The sequence below is a fragment of the Pseudomonas sp. EL_65y_Pfl1_R83 genome, assembly GCF_963970695.1.
Taxonomy (GTDB): Bacteria; Pseudomonadota; Gammaproteobacteria; order Pseudomonadales; family Pseudomonadaceae; genus Aquipseudomonas; species Aquipseudomonas tritici.
Window position 1 is genome coordinate 154,557 of the sequence record NZ_CAXAQI010000007.1, and the last position, 15,195, is coordinate 169,751.

Genomic DNA, 15,195 nt, shown 5'->3' on the forward strand with positions numbered 1-15,195 from the left:
GCGGGCTCCAGACACTGACCGTTAGTCGGCTTCCTGAAAATTGGCGCAATGATGGCACTGCGGTTACTTCTGATTTTTCGGAACCGAGGATAGAGTGAGGCCTCATTGTTTGTCCGGGTTTTTTCCCAGAAGTGACCGGAGCAGCTCCTAAGGAAGATTCGTAGCATGGAATGCGCTCCACACCACGGCGATGGCAGTTCGGTTCTCTTGGTGGTCGATGACTATCCGGAAAACCTGATCAGCATGCGTGCACTTTTGCAGCGTGACGATTGGAAGGTCGTCACTGCGAGCTCCGGCGTAGAGGCGTTGGAGTTGTTGCTGGCGCACGAAGTCGACCTGGTGTTGCTGGATGTGATGATGCCCGGCATGGACGGCTTTGAAGTGGCCCGCTTGATGCGCGGCAGCCAGCGTACGCAGATGACGCCGATCATCTTCCTCAGTGCCAACGCCCAATCTCCCGCCGCAGTGCTGGAGGGCTACGCCAGTGGCGCCATCGATTACCTGTTCAAACCCTTCGACCCGCATATGCTCAAGCCCAAGGTCCAGGCGTTGCTGGAGCATCAGCGCAATCGCCGGGCCTTACAGCGCCTGAGTCATGATTTGGAGTCCGCTCGCGCCTTTAATGCCTCGGTGTTGGATAACGCCGCCGAAGGCATCCTTGTGGTGAGTGAGGAGGGCGTGATCGAGTACGCCAACCCGGCGATATCACGCTTGCTCAATGCCACGATGGACGAACTGCAGGGCCAGGAATTCCTGGGATTCCTGCAAAAACCTCATGTGCCGACCTGGCCGGACTCGCTGATGTATGCCGCGTACCGCCAGAGTGACACCTGGCGCCTGCACGATGCGCTCCTGCGTACCAATCGTGGCCAGCAGGTGCCGGTGGCGTTGTCTTGCGCGCCGTTGCCCGCCGAGCAGAAGGCGATGGTAGTGACGGTGCTGGACATGTCCGAGGTTCGTCACCTGCATCAGCAACTGGAGTTCCAGGCCGTTACGGATCCGTTGACCGGGCTGCTGAACCGGCGCGGCTTCCACCAGGCAGTGGAGAACACCCTGCTGCGCAGCGAGCGAACTGACCAGGCCCTGGTGTTGCTGTACCTGGACCTGGATGGCTTCAAACGGGTCAACGACTCCCTGGGGCATGACGCAGGCGACCGGGTACTGCGTTGGGTGTCGGAGCAATTGCAGGGTTGCCTGCGCTCCTACGACATTCTCGGGCGCATGGGCGGCGATGAATTCACCGCGCTGCTGGAGTTGGAATTCCCAGAACAGGCGGCGAAGATTGCGGAAAAACTGATCGAGCGCGTGTCGATCTGCCATCAGGTGGACGGCCTGGACGTGATGCTCGGCGTCAGTATTGGTATCGCTACTTTCCCGGATTGCGGCTCGGACTTGAATGGCCTGATGCGCGCCGCCGACATCGCCATGTACGAGGCCAAGCGTGCGGGCCGTCAGCAGTATCGCTATTACGACCAGGAAATGAACGGCCGCGCCCGTTCGCGCCTGATGCTGGAAGACAGCGTGCGCACGGCGATACACAACAAGGATTTCATCTTGGTGTATCAGCCTCAGGTGTCCCTGGATGACGGGCGTTTGCGCGGTGTCGAAGCACTGTTGCGCTGGCAGCATCCGAGTGTTGGCGATGTGCCGCCTGGGTTGTTCTTGCCGTTGCTGGAAGAAGCGCGGTTGATCAGCCAACTGAGCGCCTGGATTTACCAGCAGGTCGCCGCCCAGCGTCAGGCATGGCAAGCCAGCTTTGATGATGAGCTGGTGCTGAGCGTGAGCCTGAGCAGTAACCAGTTCAATATGCCCAACCTGGCGACCCAACTGCAGCAGGTACTCGATCGACATGGGTTGCAGGGGCGCCAGCTGGAGGTGGAAATCAGCGAAGAAAGCCTGATGAGTAACCTGGAAGAGTCGACCAAGCAACTGAAGTTGCTGCGCCAGCTTGGTGTGCGCACTGCGCTGGACGATTTTGGTTTAGGCAACTGTTCCCTGGCGCATCTTCGCGATTTAGCGTTCGACACCCTCAAGCTCGACCCGCAATTGGTCGCGCGCTTGCCGGGCTCCGCACGGGATGCGGTGATGGCCCGTAGCATTATCGAGCTATGCGGGCATTTCGATGTGCTGGTGATCGCCGAAGGCGTAGAAACCCAAGAACAGGCTCAATGGCTCAAGGCCAATGGGTGCGCGTTTATCCAGGGCCCATTGGCCGCGCAGCCATTGATGGCCGAGGAAGTCGCCAACTGGTCGCGCGCCCGCGTGCGCTGAATTCGCTACACTGGCGCCCATCCGAACCCTGTTGCAGACCCCATGACCGCGTTGAAGTACCTCCAGGCTTATCCCACAGCTCTCCAAGAGCAAGTGCGCCAGCTGATCGCCAAGGACCAGTTGGGTGCTTACTTGGAGCAACGTTACCCTGAACGCCACGCCGTGCAGAGCGACAAGGCCCTGTACGCCTACGCGTTGGCCTTGAAGCAGGAACACCTGCGTAATGCGCCGGCCATCGACAAAGTGTTGTTCGATAACCGCCTGGACCTGACTCATCGCGCTCTCGGCCTGCACACCACGATCTCGCGGGTGCAGGGCGGCAATTTGAAATCCAAGAAAGAGATCCGCATTGCTGCGCTGTTCAAGGAGGCCGCGCCAGAGTTCCTGCGCATGATCGTGGTACACGAACTGGCCCACTTCAAGGAATCGGAACACAACAAGGCGTTCTACAAACTCTGTGAGTACATGATGCCGGGCTACCACCAGGTGGAATTCGACCTGCGGGTCTACCTCACGTACCGCGACCTGCAGGGCAAACCCTGACCGCACAAGGCGACCGACGATGGATGTGAGCAAGACCAAGAGCAGTTTTTACCGCCGCCTGTATGTGGCCTACCTGATCGACAGTGGGCAGGCGAGCAACGTCCCGGCGCTGACCGACGCCACCGGCATGCCCCGGCGCACGGCGCAGGATACGATTGCGGCGTTGGCCGACCTGGATATCGTGTGTGAGTTCGAGCAGGAGGACGGTGCGCGCAATCATGCGGGGCACTATCGGGTTCGCAACTGGGGGGCGATTGATCGGGTTTGGATCGAGGAGAATCTGGCGGTGATCAAGCAGGTGTTGGGGTATCCCTGAAGGTCGGCGCTGTCTGGGCTGACGCCTTCGCGAGCAAGCCCACACATTCGACCGCATTCCAAAGGTAGTACCCGGTCAAATATGGGAGCGGGCTTGCTCGCGATGAGGCCATCAAGCGCGGCGCATTCCAATATGTGGAATGTCATCTTCCAAATACTCCTCACCCGCCACCACGAACCCATACCGCTCGTAGTACCCCTGCAAATGCGCCTGGGCTGACAGAAACATCGGCGTCTGCGGCCATATATCGGCAATCCGCTCTAGCGTCTCTTCCATCATCCGATGCCCCAGCCCGGTGCCGCGCGCCACGGGCGCCACAATCACTCGGCCGATTACCACATCGCCGCCCTGGGACTCCGGGTCCAGCAGGCGCAGGTACGCCACGAGTTGATCATCCTGCCAGGCCATCAGGTGGTGGGTGTCGCCCGACAAGTCCTGCCCGTCGAGATCCTGGTAAAGGCATTTTTGCTCCACGACAAAGACCTCGTTGCGCAAGCGCAAGATGGCGTAAAGCTGCTCCTTGCCCAAGTCGTCGTGATGTTTGCAGACCCATTCAACTGTCATGACGTGTTCTCTTATAAATGTCTGTTCCGGATAGTAAGCGCGACCGCCGTGTGTGTCTAAATTCGTTATTTTTGTGAGTGAAATCAAATTGCCATCATTGAGTGCGCTCGGCGCCGGTTTCTTTGTGTAATCTGAGCTACTGTTAGAGCCTCAGGCGCTGCCTGAGCTAAGGCCACCGCCTGCCTGCCTAGGACTTGAGCATGCCGCGATTCTCTCGTGCCGTTGCTTTGATTGGAGTGTTGTTGCTGGCCCAGCCGGCCTTTGCACAGCGTTTGCGCCTGGTAGCGGATGCGTGGCCACCTTTTACTGACGCCACGTTGATCAACGGCGGGCTTGCCACCGATATCGTCAGCACCGCGTTGGCCCGTGCGGGGTATGCCAGTGATTTTGAACAGGTGCCATGGGCCCGTGCGTTGTTGGGCGTGGGCGATGGGCGCTACGACGTGCTGGTCAACGCCTGGTACGACGATGCCCGCACTCAACTGGGGCAGTTCTCCGGCGAGTACCTGCTCAACCGCGTGCGTTTCATCAAGCGCCGCGACGACCCTATCGATTTCCAGAACCTTGAGCAGCTGCACGACTATCCCATCGCAGTGGTGCGCGGGTATGTTTATTCGGCGGCGTTCGATGGGGACGCGCAGTTGCACAAAGTCCCTGTGCATAACTTCGCCATGGCCGTGCGCATGCTCGCGGCGCAGCGGGTTCGGATGACCGTGGAGGATGAATATGTGGCACGTTTTTACCTTTCCCGGGAGTCGGCACGGGTGCGCGATGCGGTGGAGTTTTTACCCAAGCCGCTGAGTCAAAACAGCCTGCATATTCTGGTCAGCCTGAAAAACCCTGAGCATGCGCAGATTGTCGCCAGCTTTGATCGGGAAATTGCCAGGATGAAGGCGGATGGGAGTTATGCACGATTGATGAAGCAGCATGGGATGTAGGGCTCTTGCAGCCCTCTTCGCGAGCAAGCCCGCGAAAGCGGTCTAGGCCGCGCTGGTGTCTTTGATCAGATGCGCCGCCAACGTGCGCAGCGGCCCCAACTGCCGACAAATCAACGCCAACTGCGTCTGCACCAACCGCTGCCCTTCATCAATCTCATCCTGCATCTGCTCGAGATCGGCCGCCAACGCTTCCTCGGCATCGCTTTGAATCGCAATCGGCTGTTTGTTCGCCAGCGCTGTAGCGATTTCATCGATGCTCGCCGCCAAGGTATTACCGGCGCCGTCGATCAGGTGTTCGCGCACCTCGGCCGGCAACTGTGTTTCGCGATGCGCGCCCAGCCCTGACAAGTAACTGAGCAAGGTGTGCGATAGCACCAGGAAGCGGAAACCCACGTCCGCCTCCTTCCGGAAGTGCCCCGGCTCCATCAGCATGTTCGCCAAGGTGGTGGACAGCGCCGCATCGGCGTTGTGCGCATTGCGACGGGCCAGGCGGTAGGCCAGGTCGTCGCGCTTGCCGGCGGCGTATTGCTGCATGATCTGGCGCAGGTAGATGCTGTTGCAGGTCAGTGTGTTGGCCAGCACCTTGTTCAGGCGTCGGCCCTGCCAGTCCGGCAGGAACAGGAATACCGCCAGGCCCGCAATCAAGCTGCCGAGCAAGGTATCGAACAGGCGTGGCAGGAATAGCCCGTAACCATCACCCACCTGGTTGAAGCAGAACAGCACCATCAGGGTGATGGCGGCCGTGGCCAGCGTGTAGCGGGTAGTACGGTTGATAAAGAACACCAGGCCGGCGGCGATGGCGAACATCGACTGCACCAGGGGGCTCGGGAACAGGTCGAACAGTGCCCAGGCCACAGTGAGGCCGATGGCGGTGCCGATGATCCGTTGGCCGAGCTTGCGCCGTGTCGCGCCGTAGTTGGGCTGGCACACGAAGAGCGTGGTGAGGATGATCCAGTAGCCTTGGGAGGCGTGGATGGCATGCAGGGTGCCGTACCCAATGGTCAACGCCAGGGACAGGCGCAAGGCATGGCGGAACAGCAGTGATGTCGGCGTGAGTTGGGTGCGCAACCGCGTCCACATTTCCTTGAGGTTGCGCGGCGCACGGTCTAGCAGGTTGCTGTCGGTGGCATCAGCCAGCCTGTCGGGGTTACTGGCGTCGCCCAGCAGGCGGTCGAGTGTGGACAGGTTGGCCGCGAGGGCGCGCAACGACCGCAGCAGGCCGCGCCAGGCCGGGTTGCTCTGGATGCGCAGGTGTTCCAGGGACGCATTCAAGTCGCCCAGCGCTTCGGCGAAGCTGTCGTCATAGATGAACGGTTGGCGCAGTTGGATCGACTCGGCGAGGGCCTGACAGGCCTTGCCCTGTTGGCGCAGCAGGCGCTGGCAACGGAACAGCACATCACTGTGGAAGAAGGCTTCGGCCAGCGCGTTGTAAGGGTAGTGGGATGAGCTGGCGCGTTCGTGGATGTCCTGGGCGAGGAAGTACAGCTTCAGGTAACGGCTGACTTTCGAGCCTGGGCGGCCATTGCCCACGCGGTGCAGGATGATTTCCTTGGCCGCATTGAGCGCCGCCACCACCCGGCCGTTTTGCTGGGCCAGTTCCAGGCGTCGCGCCTCTACATCCAACTGGCGAATCGGTTCAAACAGTGACGACTTGAGCTTGAGGTAACGCCCCAGTTCGCGAAACAGCCGTGCCAGGCTCTGCTGCACCGGCTGGTTGGAAAACAGCGCCTGCCACAGGACTGACAGCACGCCGTACCAGGCGGCCCCGGCCACCAGCAGCAGCGGCTCGTGCCAGAAATCGGAGACGGCGCCACCGCGTTGGTCCACACCGATCATGGTGTACACCGACAAAATCAATGTCGCCGAGGCAATCGCGCCATAACGTTCGCCCAAGGCGCCGAGCATGGTCAGGCAGAAGGTGGCCAGGGCCAGGGAGATCGCGAAAATCCAGGGATAAGGGAACAGCAGTTCCACCGACAGCGCGGCAATGCTGAAACACACCAGCGTCACTGCCAGGGCGTTGAGGCGGCCCTGCCAACTGTCGTCGGTCTCGGCCAGGGCGCTGGCGATAATCCCCAGGAACAGCGGGATAAGCAGCGTCATTTCATCCTGATACCAGCACAACGCCATGCTGCCGGTGAGGGCGATGAACACCCGAATGCTGTAGCTGAATTTATCCAGCGCCCACAGGCGCCGCATGGACTGCTTGAACGAGGTCGATGACATGAAGGCTGGAGTCTTCCGGGACGATGCCGTTAAATTGAGCCAGTAATGACGCCACGGCAAGGGTGGTGATCACATCTGACAGCAAATTATTCACTGGCACACCACATGTTTTACCGCATTGTGTCAGGCATATTGTGCGGCCGCGTAACCTGAGGCCCACGCCCACTGGAAGTTAAAGCCACCCAGGTGACCGGTCACATCCAACACTTCACCAATAAAGTACAAGCCAGGGCTTTTCAGCGACTCCATGGTCTTGGAAGACACTTCCCGCGTGTCCACCCCACCCAACGTCACTTCGGCCGTGCGATAGCCCTCGGTGCCCGCCGGCACCAGTTGCCAACTGCCGAGCTTTTGCGCGATATCGGCAATCTCGGCGTGGGTGTACTGCTTCATCGGCTTGGACACAAACCAGGTCTCTGCCAGCAGGTTGGCCATCTTCTTGGTGAAGATCTCGCCCAGCAGGGTTTTCAGCTCGCTGTTAGGGCGCTCGGTCTGTTGCTGTTGCAGCCAACTGTGGGCGTCGTGGTCAGGCAGCAGGTTGATCTCCACCGTGTCGCCGGACTCCCAGTAAGAGGAAATCTGCAGAATCGCCGGCCCGCTCAGGCCGCGGTGGGTAAACAGGATGTTCTCGCGAAAGCTCTGGTCGTTGCAGCTGACCAGGCAATCCACCGAGGTGCCGGACAGCTCTGCGCACAAGTCCTTGAGCTGGTCGGTGATGGTGAACGGCACAAGCCCGGCGCGGGTCGGTAGCAGCTCATGACCGAATTGCTTGGCGACTTGATAGCCGAAACCGGTCGCGCCGAGGGTTGGAATCGACAAGCCGCCCGTGGCAATCACCAAAGACTCGCAGCGCAGCTCACCCAGCGTGGTCTGCAACTGGTAACCATTGTCGACTTTGGCGATCTCCTGGATCGACGTGTCCAGGTGCATGCTCACACCGGTCTGGATGCACTCGTCCAGCAGCATCCCGAGAATGTCGCTGGACTTGTTATCGCAGAACAGCTGGCCGAGCTTTTTCTCGTGGTACGGCACGCCGTGCTTGGCCACCAGGCCGATAAAATCCCACTGGGTGTAGCGCGCCAGGGCGGACTTGCAGAAGTGCGCGTTGTGCGAAAGGAAATTGGCCGGCTCGGTGTACATATTGGTGAAATTGCAGCGGCCACCGCCGGACATCAGGATCTTTTTGCCGGCCTTGTTCGCATGGTCGATCAGCATCACCTTGCGCCCACGCCCGGCGGCGGTCAGTGCGCACATCAAGCCTGCGGCGCCGGCGCCAATGATCACAACTTCGGTCGAGCGCAAAGCGGTGTCCTCATACATTTTCTGATTTGGAATACAGTCAAATGTGGGAGCGGGCTTGCTCGCTACCACATCGGATCTCCATTGGACGGGAAAGCTTTACAGGATCCGCACGCGCAACGAACGGCCTTTGATCTTGCCATCATTCAAGCGCTGCAATGCCTGCTTGGCGATCCCGCGCTCCACGGCCACGAACGCCTGGAAATCAAAGATCGCGATCTTGCCAACCTGGGCCCCCGGAATGCCGGCATCACCGGTCAGCGCGCCGAGGATGTCGCCTGGGCGAACCTTGTCTTTGCGCCCGGCAGCAATGCACAGGGTGCTCATCACCGGCAGCAACGGACCACCGCTTTGTGGCTTGAGGTTGTCCAGTTGGTCCCAGTTCAACGGCGACTTCTGCAACTGCTCGATCGCCTGGGCGCGGTGCGCTTCTGACGGTGCAACCAGGCTGATCGCGATGCCGGTCTCACCGGCACGACCGGTACGGCCGACGCGGTGGATGTGGATTTCCGAGTCGCGGGCCAGTTCGACGTTGATCACCATGTCCAGCGAGTCAATGTCCAGGCCACGGGCGGCCACGTCGGTCGCTACCAGCACCGAGGTACTGCGGTTGGCGAACATCGCCAACACTTGGTCACGGTCACGCTGTTCCAGGTCGCCATGCAGGCCAACGGCGCTGATGCCCTTGGACGTCAGGTGATCCACGGTTTCCTGCACTTGCTGCTTGGTAAAGCAGAACGCCACGCACGATGCCGGGCGGAAGTGCGCCAGTACCTTGGTCACGGCGTCCATGCGCTCTTCCGGCGAGATCTCGTAGAAACGCTGCTCGATCTGGTCGTCGGAGTGGAAGGCTTCGGCCTTCACTTGTTGCGGCGCCCGCATGAATTTCGAGGCCAACTGCTTGATGCTCACCGGGTAGGTGGCCGAGAACAGTAGGGTCTGGCGGCGCGGCGGGGTCTTGCTGATGATGTCTTCGATGGCGTCGTAGAAGCCCATATCGAGCATGCGGTCGGCTTCGTCGAGGATCAGCGTGTTCAGGCCGTCGAGTACCAGCGAACCCTTGCGCAGGTGCTGCTGGATACGGCCCGGGGTGCCGACGATGACGTGGGCGCCGTGTTCCAGGGACGCGATCTGTGGGCCGAGGGACACGCCGCCGCACAGGGTCAGCACCTTGATGTTGTCTTCGGCACGGGCCAGACGACGGATTTCCTTGGCGACCTGGTCGGCCAGCTCACGGGTCGGGCACATCACCAGGGCCTGGCAGCCGAAGTAGCGCGGGTTGATCGGGTTCAACAGGCCTATGCCGAACGCAGCGGTCTTGCCGCTGCCGGTCTTGGCCTGGGCAATCAGGTCCAGCCCTTTGAGGATCACCGGCAAGCTTTGCGCCTGGATCTGCGTCATCTCGACATAACCCAGCGAGTCGAGGTTAGCCAGCATGGCGGCGGACAGGGGCAAAGTATTAAAAGCGGTGGCGATGGTAGTCACGGGACTGGCTCTGCAAAACAAAATGTCGCGCAGTGTAGCAGGCCCCTTTGAGTTTCTTTATATGTTCTCGACGAGGAGCAGCAGGCCAGCGGCAAGTTACGAGCTGCAAGCGGCAAGCTTGAGGCTTACAGCTTGAAGCTTGCAGCTGCTTCAATGCTCAATATGCTGCTCCGGGCTGGCCACACGTTTGCCGTCTTTTGGCGACAATTGCAGGAAGATCGCCGCCGCCAGCATCGCCATGATGCCCACCGTAAGGAAGGTCAGCTGGAAGGCGCCGAGTACGCTTTCCACACCATCGTTGCCGGTTTCGGCCGTAAACCCACCCAGCAATGCACCGGCGCAGGCCACTCCGAGGCTCAGCGACAGTTGCGCCACCACCGACAGTAAACTGTTGCCGCTGCTGGCCTGGGCGTCATCAAGGTCGATCAACGTAACGGTGTTCATTGCGGTGAATTGCAGGGAGTTGATCGCCCCCAGCACCGCCAGCATCCCCAGCAGCAGCGGGTACGGCGTGTTTTCAGTGACCAGCCCCATGCTCGCCAGCATGATGCCCAGCGCCAGGGTGTTGCCGGTCAGCACGATGCGGTAGCCCAGGCGTTCGATCAGCGGCCGCGCAACGGACTTGGCAAACATCGCCGCCGCCGCCAGAGGCAACATGCTCATCCCGGCTTCCGACGGCGAATAACCCAGCGCCACCTGCAACAGCAGCGGCACCAGGAACGGCAGGGCGCCGCTGCCCAGGCGCGCAAACAGGTTACCGAGAATGCCCACGGCAAAGGTACGGGTCTTGAACAGCACTGGCGAAAACAACGGGTTATCGATATGTCCGGCGCGCAGCCAATAGGCCGCGAGGCAGGCAAGCCCGCCAAACAGCAGCAACATCACGCGCAGGTGCGGCAGGTGCAATTCGCCCAGGCCTTCCATGGCGATGGTGATCAGCACCATCGCGGCGCCAAACAACAGGAAGCCGATCCCATCGAATCGCGTGCGCTCACTGCCGCGCAAGTCGGGGATAAATTTCCACACGGCGTAGCAGCCGATCATGCCCACCGGCAAGTTGATCAAGAAGATCCAGTGCCAGGTCAGGTATTGCACCATCCAGCCGCCCATGGTCGGCCCAAGCAATGGGCCGAGCAGCCCGGGGATGGTAATGAAGCCCATGATGCGTACCAGTTCGGAGCGGGGGTACGCGCGTAACACCACCAACCGTCCAACCGGCAGCATCAGCGCACCGCCCAACCCCTGGATCACCCGCGCACCCACCAGCATGCTCAAGCTGTTGGACAAGGCGCACAGCAGCGAGCCCATGCTGAACAGCATGATTGCGCAAAAGAAGATTTTCTTGGTGCCGAAGCGGTCGGCGATCCAGCCCGAGGCCGGGATCAGCAAGGCCACGGTGAGCATGTAGGCGATCACCACCCCTTGCATGCGCAGCGGGTTTTCCGCGAGGTCCCGTGCCATGGCCGGCAGTGCGGTGTTCAGGATCGTCCCGTCCAGCGACTGCATGAAGAAGGCAATCGCTACCACCCAGGGCAGCCAGCGGGCGGTATTGGCATCAAGCGGGACGCGGTTCGGCATGGAAAACCTTTTGTTAGCAGGCTATGTGTTGGCGATTATGCGCCATCCGTCGATCCTTTTCCCACCAGGAAGTCCAGCAGTTCACGGTGCACCGCCACGGCGGCTTCGCTGGATTCGAGGTCGAGCAAATGCCCCGTATGTTCGGCCACAGCAAAGCTGCTGCGCCCCACGTAGTGCTTGAATAGCTGCGCCTCGGCGGCGGGGGTGTATTCGTCCAGCGCGCCATTGAGAAAGTGCACCGGCGTTTCAATCTGCCGGAGTGCCGGCAAGTAGTTGCCATCGCCCAGAGCCAGCACTTGGTGGATATGAAAACGCGCCTGGCGGTATTCGGTGGTCGCCATGCTCGACAGGTGCCGATGGTTGTTGCGCTTGAGCCGAGGTGACAGGTATTTGCCCACGGTTTCATTGAGCAAGTGGCCGACGGCAGACTTGTCATCCGCCTCGATCAGTACGCGCACACGCTCCACATAGTCGAGCATGGCTTGGTTGAGGTTGGGCGCCAAGGCCATCACCACCGAGCTTTCGATGGACGGTGGGTTGTGCGCCAGGGTCAGCAGCGTGGAGATACCGCCCCAGGAGGCTGACACCAGGTGGTTGACCTGAAAGCGTTCGACCAATGCGCGCAGCATGTGCACCTCGTCGTCCTTGGTCACCAGGTCGAGGTCAGTGTTGTGCTCGCGGGAATAGCCGGAGAATGGCAAGTCGAACAGCAACACATTGAAGTGTTCCGCCAGACATTTGCTGGTGCGCGCAAATGAGCGCGTGGTGGACAGCGCGCCATTGACCATCAGCACGGTTTTTTTCTGCGGATTGTTACCTAACTGCTCGACGTTAACGTTGTAGTGCTTGAACAGCTTTTGTATGACGAAACTTCCATGGTCCATGTCAATGCTCCGGCTTGCCCATACCGGGCAAGTGCATGCAGTACTTCCTGTGGGGTAGCGGTGTGCCACTGACCGTTATAGCGAGGTTTTCTGCGGGCGACAACAGAGCATGCGGGAACACGTGCGGGATGGGATTTGACGGTAGGAAGGGGCAGACCAGACGTGTCTGAAATCAACACAACCCAATGTGGGAGCGGGCAAGTGCGCTCCCACAGGGGGGTGTTTACAGGGTCAACGTCAGGCGTTTTACCAAGGCGCCTGGCAATAAGTTGGAGGCGGTGTTGCGCTGGCTATACGTACTCGCCGACAGCAGTAATTCCCTGTCAACGGTCAGCGCTTCCAACTGCGAACCAAGCAGGCTATAGATGCTGTCATCAAACCGCATGGTACTCACCGGCGCCTTGATCTCGCCGTCTTCCACCCAGAAGGTGGCGAAGCGCGTCATGCCGGTCAGGCGTGCCGCCGGCAGGTCCGAGTAGTTCAGGTACCACAGGTTGCTGATGTACAGCCCGGTGCCCAACTGCTTGAGAATATCGGCCTGGGCCAGGCTACCGGCAGCCATCTGCAAGGCGCTGGGCGATTCATCACTGCTCGCGCCATTGGTACTCAAGCCGTATTCGGCAGCGCTGCGTGAGTTGATCAGTTGGCCATCGGCTTTCCCCGCATTGATCAGCGTGACATCGCCGCGTGGGTAACCTTCGGTGGAAAACGCCTGGCTCAGGGAACCGCTGATCTGTTCAGCCACCGTCACCAGCGGGCTCAGGGACTGTTCGCCGGCATACAGCTTTTGCAGCGAGCTGCCCTTGCTGGCGATGGCCTGGGCGGAAAACCCACCCCAGGTGATGATGCTGATGATTTCTTCAATCGCCGCCGGGGCGAGGTAAGCGCGGTATTGTCCAGGTGCCAGCGTGTGCAGTGGGCGGCCGAGGAACTCAAGCTGTTCGCGGGCCTGCTGGAAGCGCGCGGCAAACTCGGCGCTGTCCCAGGTGTGTCCGGCGTAGCTGGCTTTCACCGCTTCGCCATTGGCGTGGAACAGGCTGAAATCGAAGTTGAAACTATTGGCCTGGTGCCAGCCGAAGGCGCCCGACGAACTGGCGAAGCCTCGGCTGATGGGGCCCGACGCATAGAAACCGACCAGGTCGACGCCTTGCGCAGCCCGGCTGATCTCTTCCAGTACCTGAGCCAGTGCCGGCAGCGGTCGGGTGTGTGCGTTGTTGCTTTGCCAGGCGTTGTGGTTCAGCAACAGGTACGGATCCTGGGGCAGCAACGGCAGGGTTTCACGCAGCTGTTTCAGGCCATCGGCCAAGCGTTGGCGGTCCAACTCCGGCTCGCCTGCCAGGGTGATGCCCAGGTCGGCGTGGCGGCCGTCGTTGATCAGTTTCAGGTTGAGGCTGGCCTGTTGCACCTGGCCGGCCTGGCGCACCTTGGCGTGGTTGAAACGCACGAACTCGGACGCTTCATCCGCATAGCCCAGGTGGAATTGTTCGCGGTCGGTGATGGCGTGCTTGAGCCACTCCACCAATGCCTTGAAGTTGTTCATCAGGCGTCTCCCCCAAATACGTCGACATCACTGAATACGCAGGCGGGCGACGCATGGCCGACGCGGATCACCTGGTTGGGTTCGCCTTTGCCGCAGTTCGGCGTGCCCAGGACCTTGAAGGTGCTGGCATCGCCAACCGCACTGAGATTGCGCCAGAAGTTTGCGGAAATAGCCCGGTAGTTGGGGTTCTTCACCACACCTTTCAGCTCACCGTTTTCGATCAATTGGCCCCATTCACAGCCGAACTGGAATTTATTGCGCGCATCGTCGATGGACCATGAACGGTTGGTCGACATCAGGATGCCGTTTTCTATGCCGCCGATCAGTTGTGCAAGGCTCTTGTCGCCAGCTTCGATGTTGAGGTTGGCCATGCGGTCGATGGGCGCACGGTTCCAACTGCTGGCCCGGCTGTTGGCCACGCCTGGCATGCCGGAGCGGTATTGCGACAGCGCCCCGCCCAGCGGTTTGAGCAACCGCCCTTCGCGGATCAGGAACTGCTTGCTGGCGCGGGTGCCGTCGTCGTCATGGCGGTAGCTGGCGAGTTGCTCGGGGATGTCTGGGTCGAACGTTACGTTGAGCAACTTGGAGCCATATTGCAGATGGCCGAAGTCGCCGGCCTTCACAAAGCTGGTGCCGGCGTAATTGCGCTCGTCCCCCAGAATGCGGTCCAGCTCCAGCGGGTGGCCGATGGATTCGTGTATCTGCAGGATCATCTGATCGGGCATCAGCAGCAGGTCGCGCGGGCCGTTGGGGGTGTTCGGTGCGAGCAGCAGTTGCAGGGCTTCGTCGGCGATGCGTGGCGCGGCACCGATCAGGCCGAAGCGGCTGATCACCTCAACGCCGCCTTGCTGGCCGAAGTTGCTGCCGCCCAGGGTGCGGCTCTGGCTGTCGTTGCCGTCATAGGCCGTGACGTTGACGCCGGGGAACACGAAGCGCTGGGCCTGACGCAGTTCGGCGCCCGCGTTGTTGAGGTAGATCTGCTCGACGTGGGTCAGGCCGAGGCTGACTTCCCAGTTCACCAGGCGCTCGTCCTTGGGCACGGCGGCGGATTCGTCACCCAGCAGTTGGTAGCAGTCGCTCAAGGACGGGAAGGGTTGGTTAAGGTCGGGGGACAGGTAGTCCGCCACATCTCTGGAGACGTGCTGGTCGCGCAGGTCGAGCAGCGCGTGGGGCTTGATCAACCGGGCTTGCTGTTCGGCGCGCGCAAGGGCGGCTTGCAGGCCATGCAGGGAAATGTCGTGGGTCGCGGCGTAGGCTTCCACGCCATTGAGACGCACGGTGAGCATGGCGCCTTCGTCGTGGTTCAGGTGGGGTGGTTCGGCGACGTTCTTGCGTACGGCCAGGTAGTGGCCGGACTCGCGCACGTAACGCAGGGAGAAGAATTCGGCGGAGGTGCGCAGGGCACTGAAATGCTGTTTGAGTGTGGAGTGGTGGTCGAACATGGGACCTTCCTTGTGGGCGGCTCGTCGCGCGCAGGCAAACAGAGTAGCTGATCAAGGAGAGGTTTTGCAGTGAATGGTCGGGCCCCTTCGCGAGCAAACCCGCACACAT

12 protein-coding genes are annotated in these 15,195 nt (G+C 60.7%); 4 read left to right on the top strand and 8 right to left on the bottom strand.

What is annotated here, in order from left to right:
• The first annotated feature begins 165 nt into the window (after positions 1-165).
• From AACY08_RS12690 to AACY08_RS12700, 3 genes are read left to right on the top strand one after another with little or no spacing between them, the layout of a single operon-like run.
• Positions 166-2,271 (top strand): putative bifunctional diguanylate cyclase/phosphodiesterase, encoded by a 2,106-nt coding sequence (locus tag AACY08_RS12690; RefSeq protein WP_339469722.1) that lies wholly within the window; start codon positions 166-168, stop codon positions 2,269-2,271.
• 42 nt (positions 2,272-2,313) lie between these two features.
• Positions 2,314-2,814, top strand: coding sequence for a M48 metallopeptidase family protein (locus AACY08_RS12695; RefSeq protein ID WP_339469723.1), 501 nt, complete (start codon positions 2,314-2,316; stop codon positions 2,812-2,814).
• 19 nt (positions 2,815-2,833) lie between these two features.
• Positions 2,834-3,130 (top strand): winged helix-turn-helix domain-containing protein, encoded by a 297-nt coding sequence (locus tag AACY08_RS12700; protein ID WP_339469724.1) that lies wholly within the window; start codon positions 2,834-2,836, stop codon positions 3,128-3,130.
• A gap of 111 nt (positions 3,131-3,241) precedes the next feature.
• Here the strand turns inward: AACY08_RS12700 and AACY08_RS12705 are convergent, their stop codons facing one another.
• Positions 3,242-3,694: a GNAT family N-acetyltransferase gene (locus tag AACY08_RS12705; protein ID WP_339415314.1), complete on the bottom strand. Its 453-nt coding sequence runs from the start codon at positions 3,692-3,694 to the stop codon at positions 3,242-3,244.
• Between the two features lie 200 nt (positions 3,695-3,894).
• Between AACY08_RS12705 and AACY08_RS12710 the strand changes: the two genes are divergently transcribed.
• Positions 3,895-4,632 (top strand): substrate-binding periplasmic protein, encoded by a 738-nt coding sequence (locus AACY08_RS12710; protein WP_339469725.1) that lies wholly within the window; start codon positions 3,895-3,897, stop codon positions 4,630-4,632.
• Positions 4,633-4,674: 42 nt separating this feature from the next.
• Here the strand turns inward: AACY08_RS12710 and yccS are convergent, their stop codons facing one another.
• From yccS to AACY08_RS12745, 7 genes are all read right to left on the bottom strand, one after another.
• Entirely contained in the window at positions 4,675-6,858 is a 2,184-nt protein-coding gene (gene yccS, locus AACY08_RS12715) for a YccS family putative transporter (protein ID WP_339469726.1), read from the bottom strand.
• A gap of 123 nt (positions 6,859-6,981) precedes the next feature.
• Positions 6,982-8,160, bottom strand: coding sequence for an NAD(P)/FAD-dependent oxidoreductase (locus tag AACY08_RS12720; protein ID WP_339415317.1), 1,179 nt, complete (start codon positions 8,158-8,160; stop codon positions 6,982-6,984).
• 96 nt (positions 8,161-8,256) lie between these two features.
• A complete protein-coding gene (gene dbpA / locus AACY08_RS12725) occupies positions 8,257-9,594 on the bottom strand; it encodes an ATP-dependent RNA helicase DbpA (RefSeq protein WP_231982804.1) in 1,338 nt (445 codons plus the stop codon).
• Positions 9,595-9,792: 198 nt separating this feature from the next.
• The gene (gene mdtD / locus AACY08_RS12730) at positions 9,793-11,220 is read right to left on the bottom strand and encodes a multidrug transporter subunit MdtD (RefSeq protein WP_339469727.1); all 1,428 of its coding nucleotides are present in this window, start codon (positions 11,218-11,220) and stop codon (positions 9,793-9,795) included.
• A 35-nt stretch (positions 11,221-11,255) separates the two neighbouring features.
• Entirely contained in the window at positions 11,256-12,104 is an 849-nt protein-coding gene (locus AACY08_RS12735; RefSeq protein WP_339469728.1) for an alpha/beta fold hydrolase, read from the bottom strand.
• Positions 12,105-12,327: 223 nt separating this feature from the next.
• Positions 12,328-13,644, bottom strand: a complete 1,317-nt coding sequence (locus AACY08_RS12740; protein WP_339469729.1) for a TldD/PmbA family protein — start codon at positions 13,642-13,644, stop codon at positions 12,328-12,330.
• Positions 13,644-15,086: a TldD/PmbA family protein gene (locus tag AACY08_RS12745; protein WP_339469730.1), complete on the bottom strand. Its 1,443-nt coding sequence runs from the start codon at positions 15,084-15,086 to the stop codon at positions 13,644-13,646. The genes AACY08_RS12740 and AACY08_RS12745 overlap by 1 nt, the downstream gene beginning before the upstream one ends.
• Between the last annotated feature and the right edge of the window lie 109 nt (positions 15,087-15,195).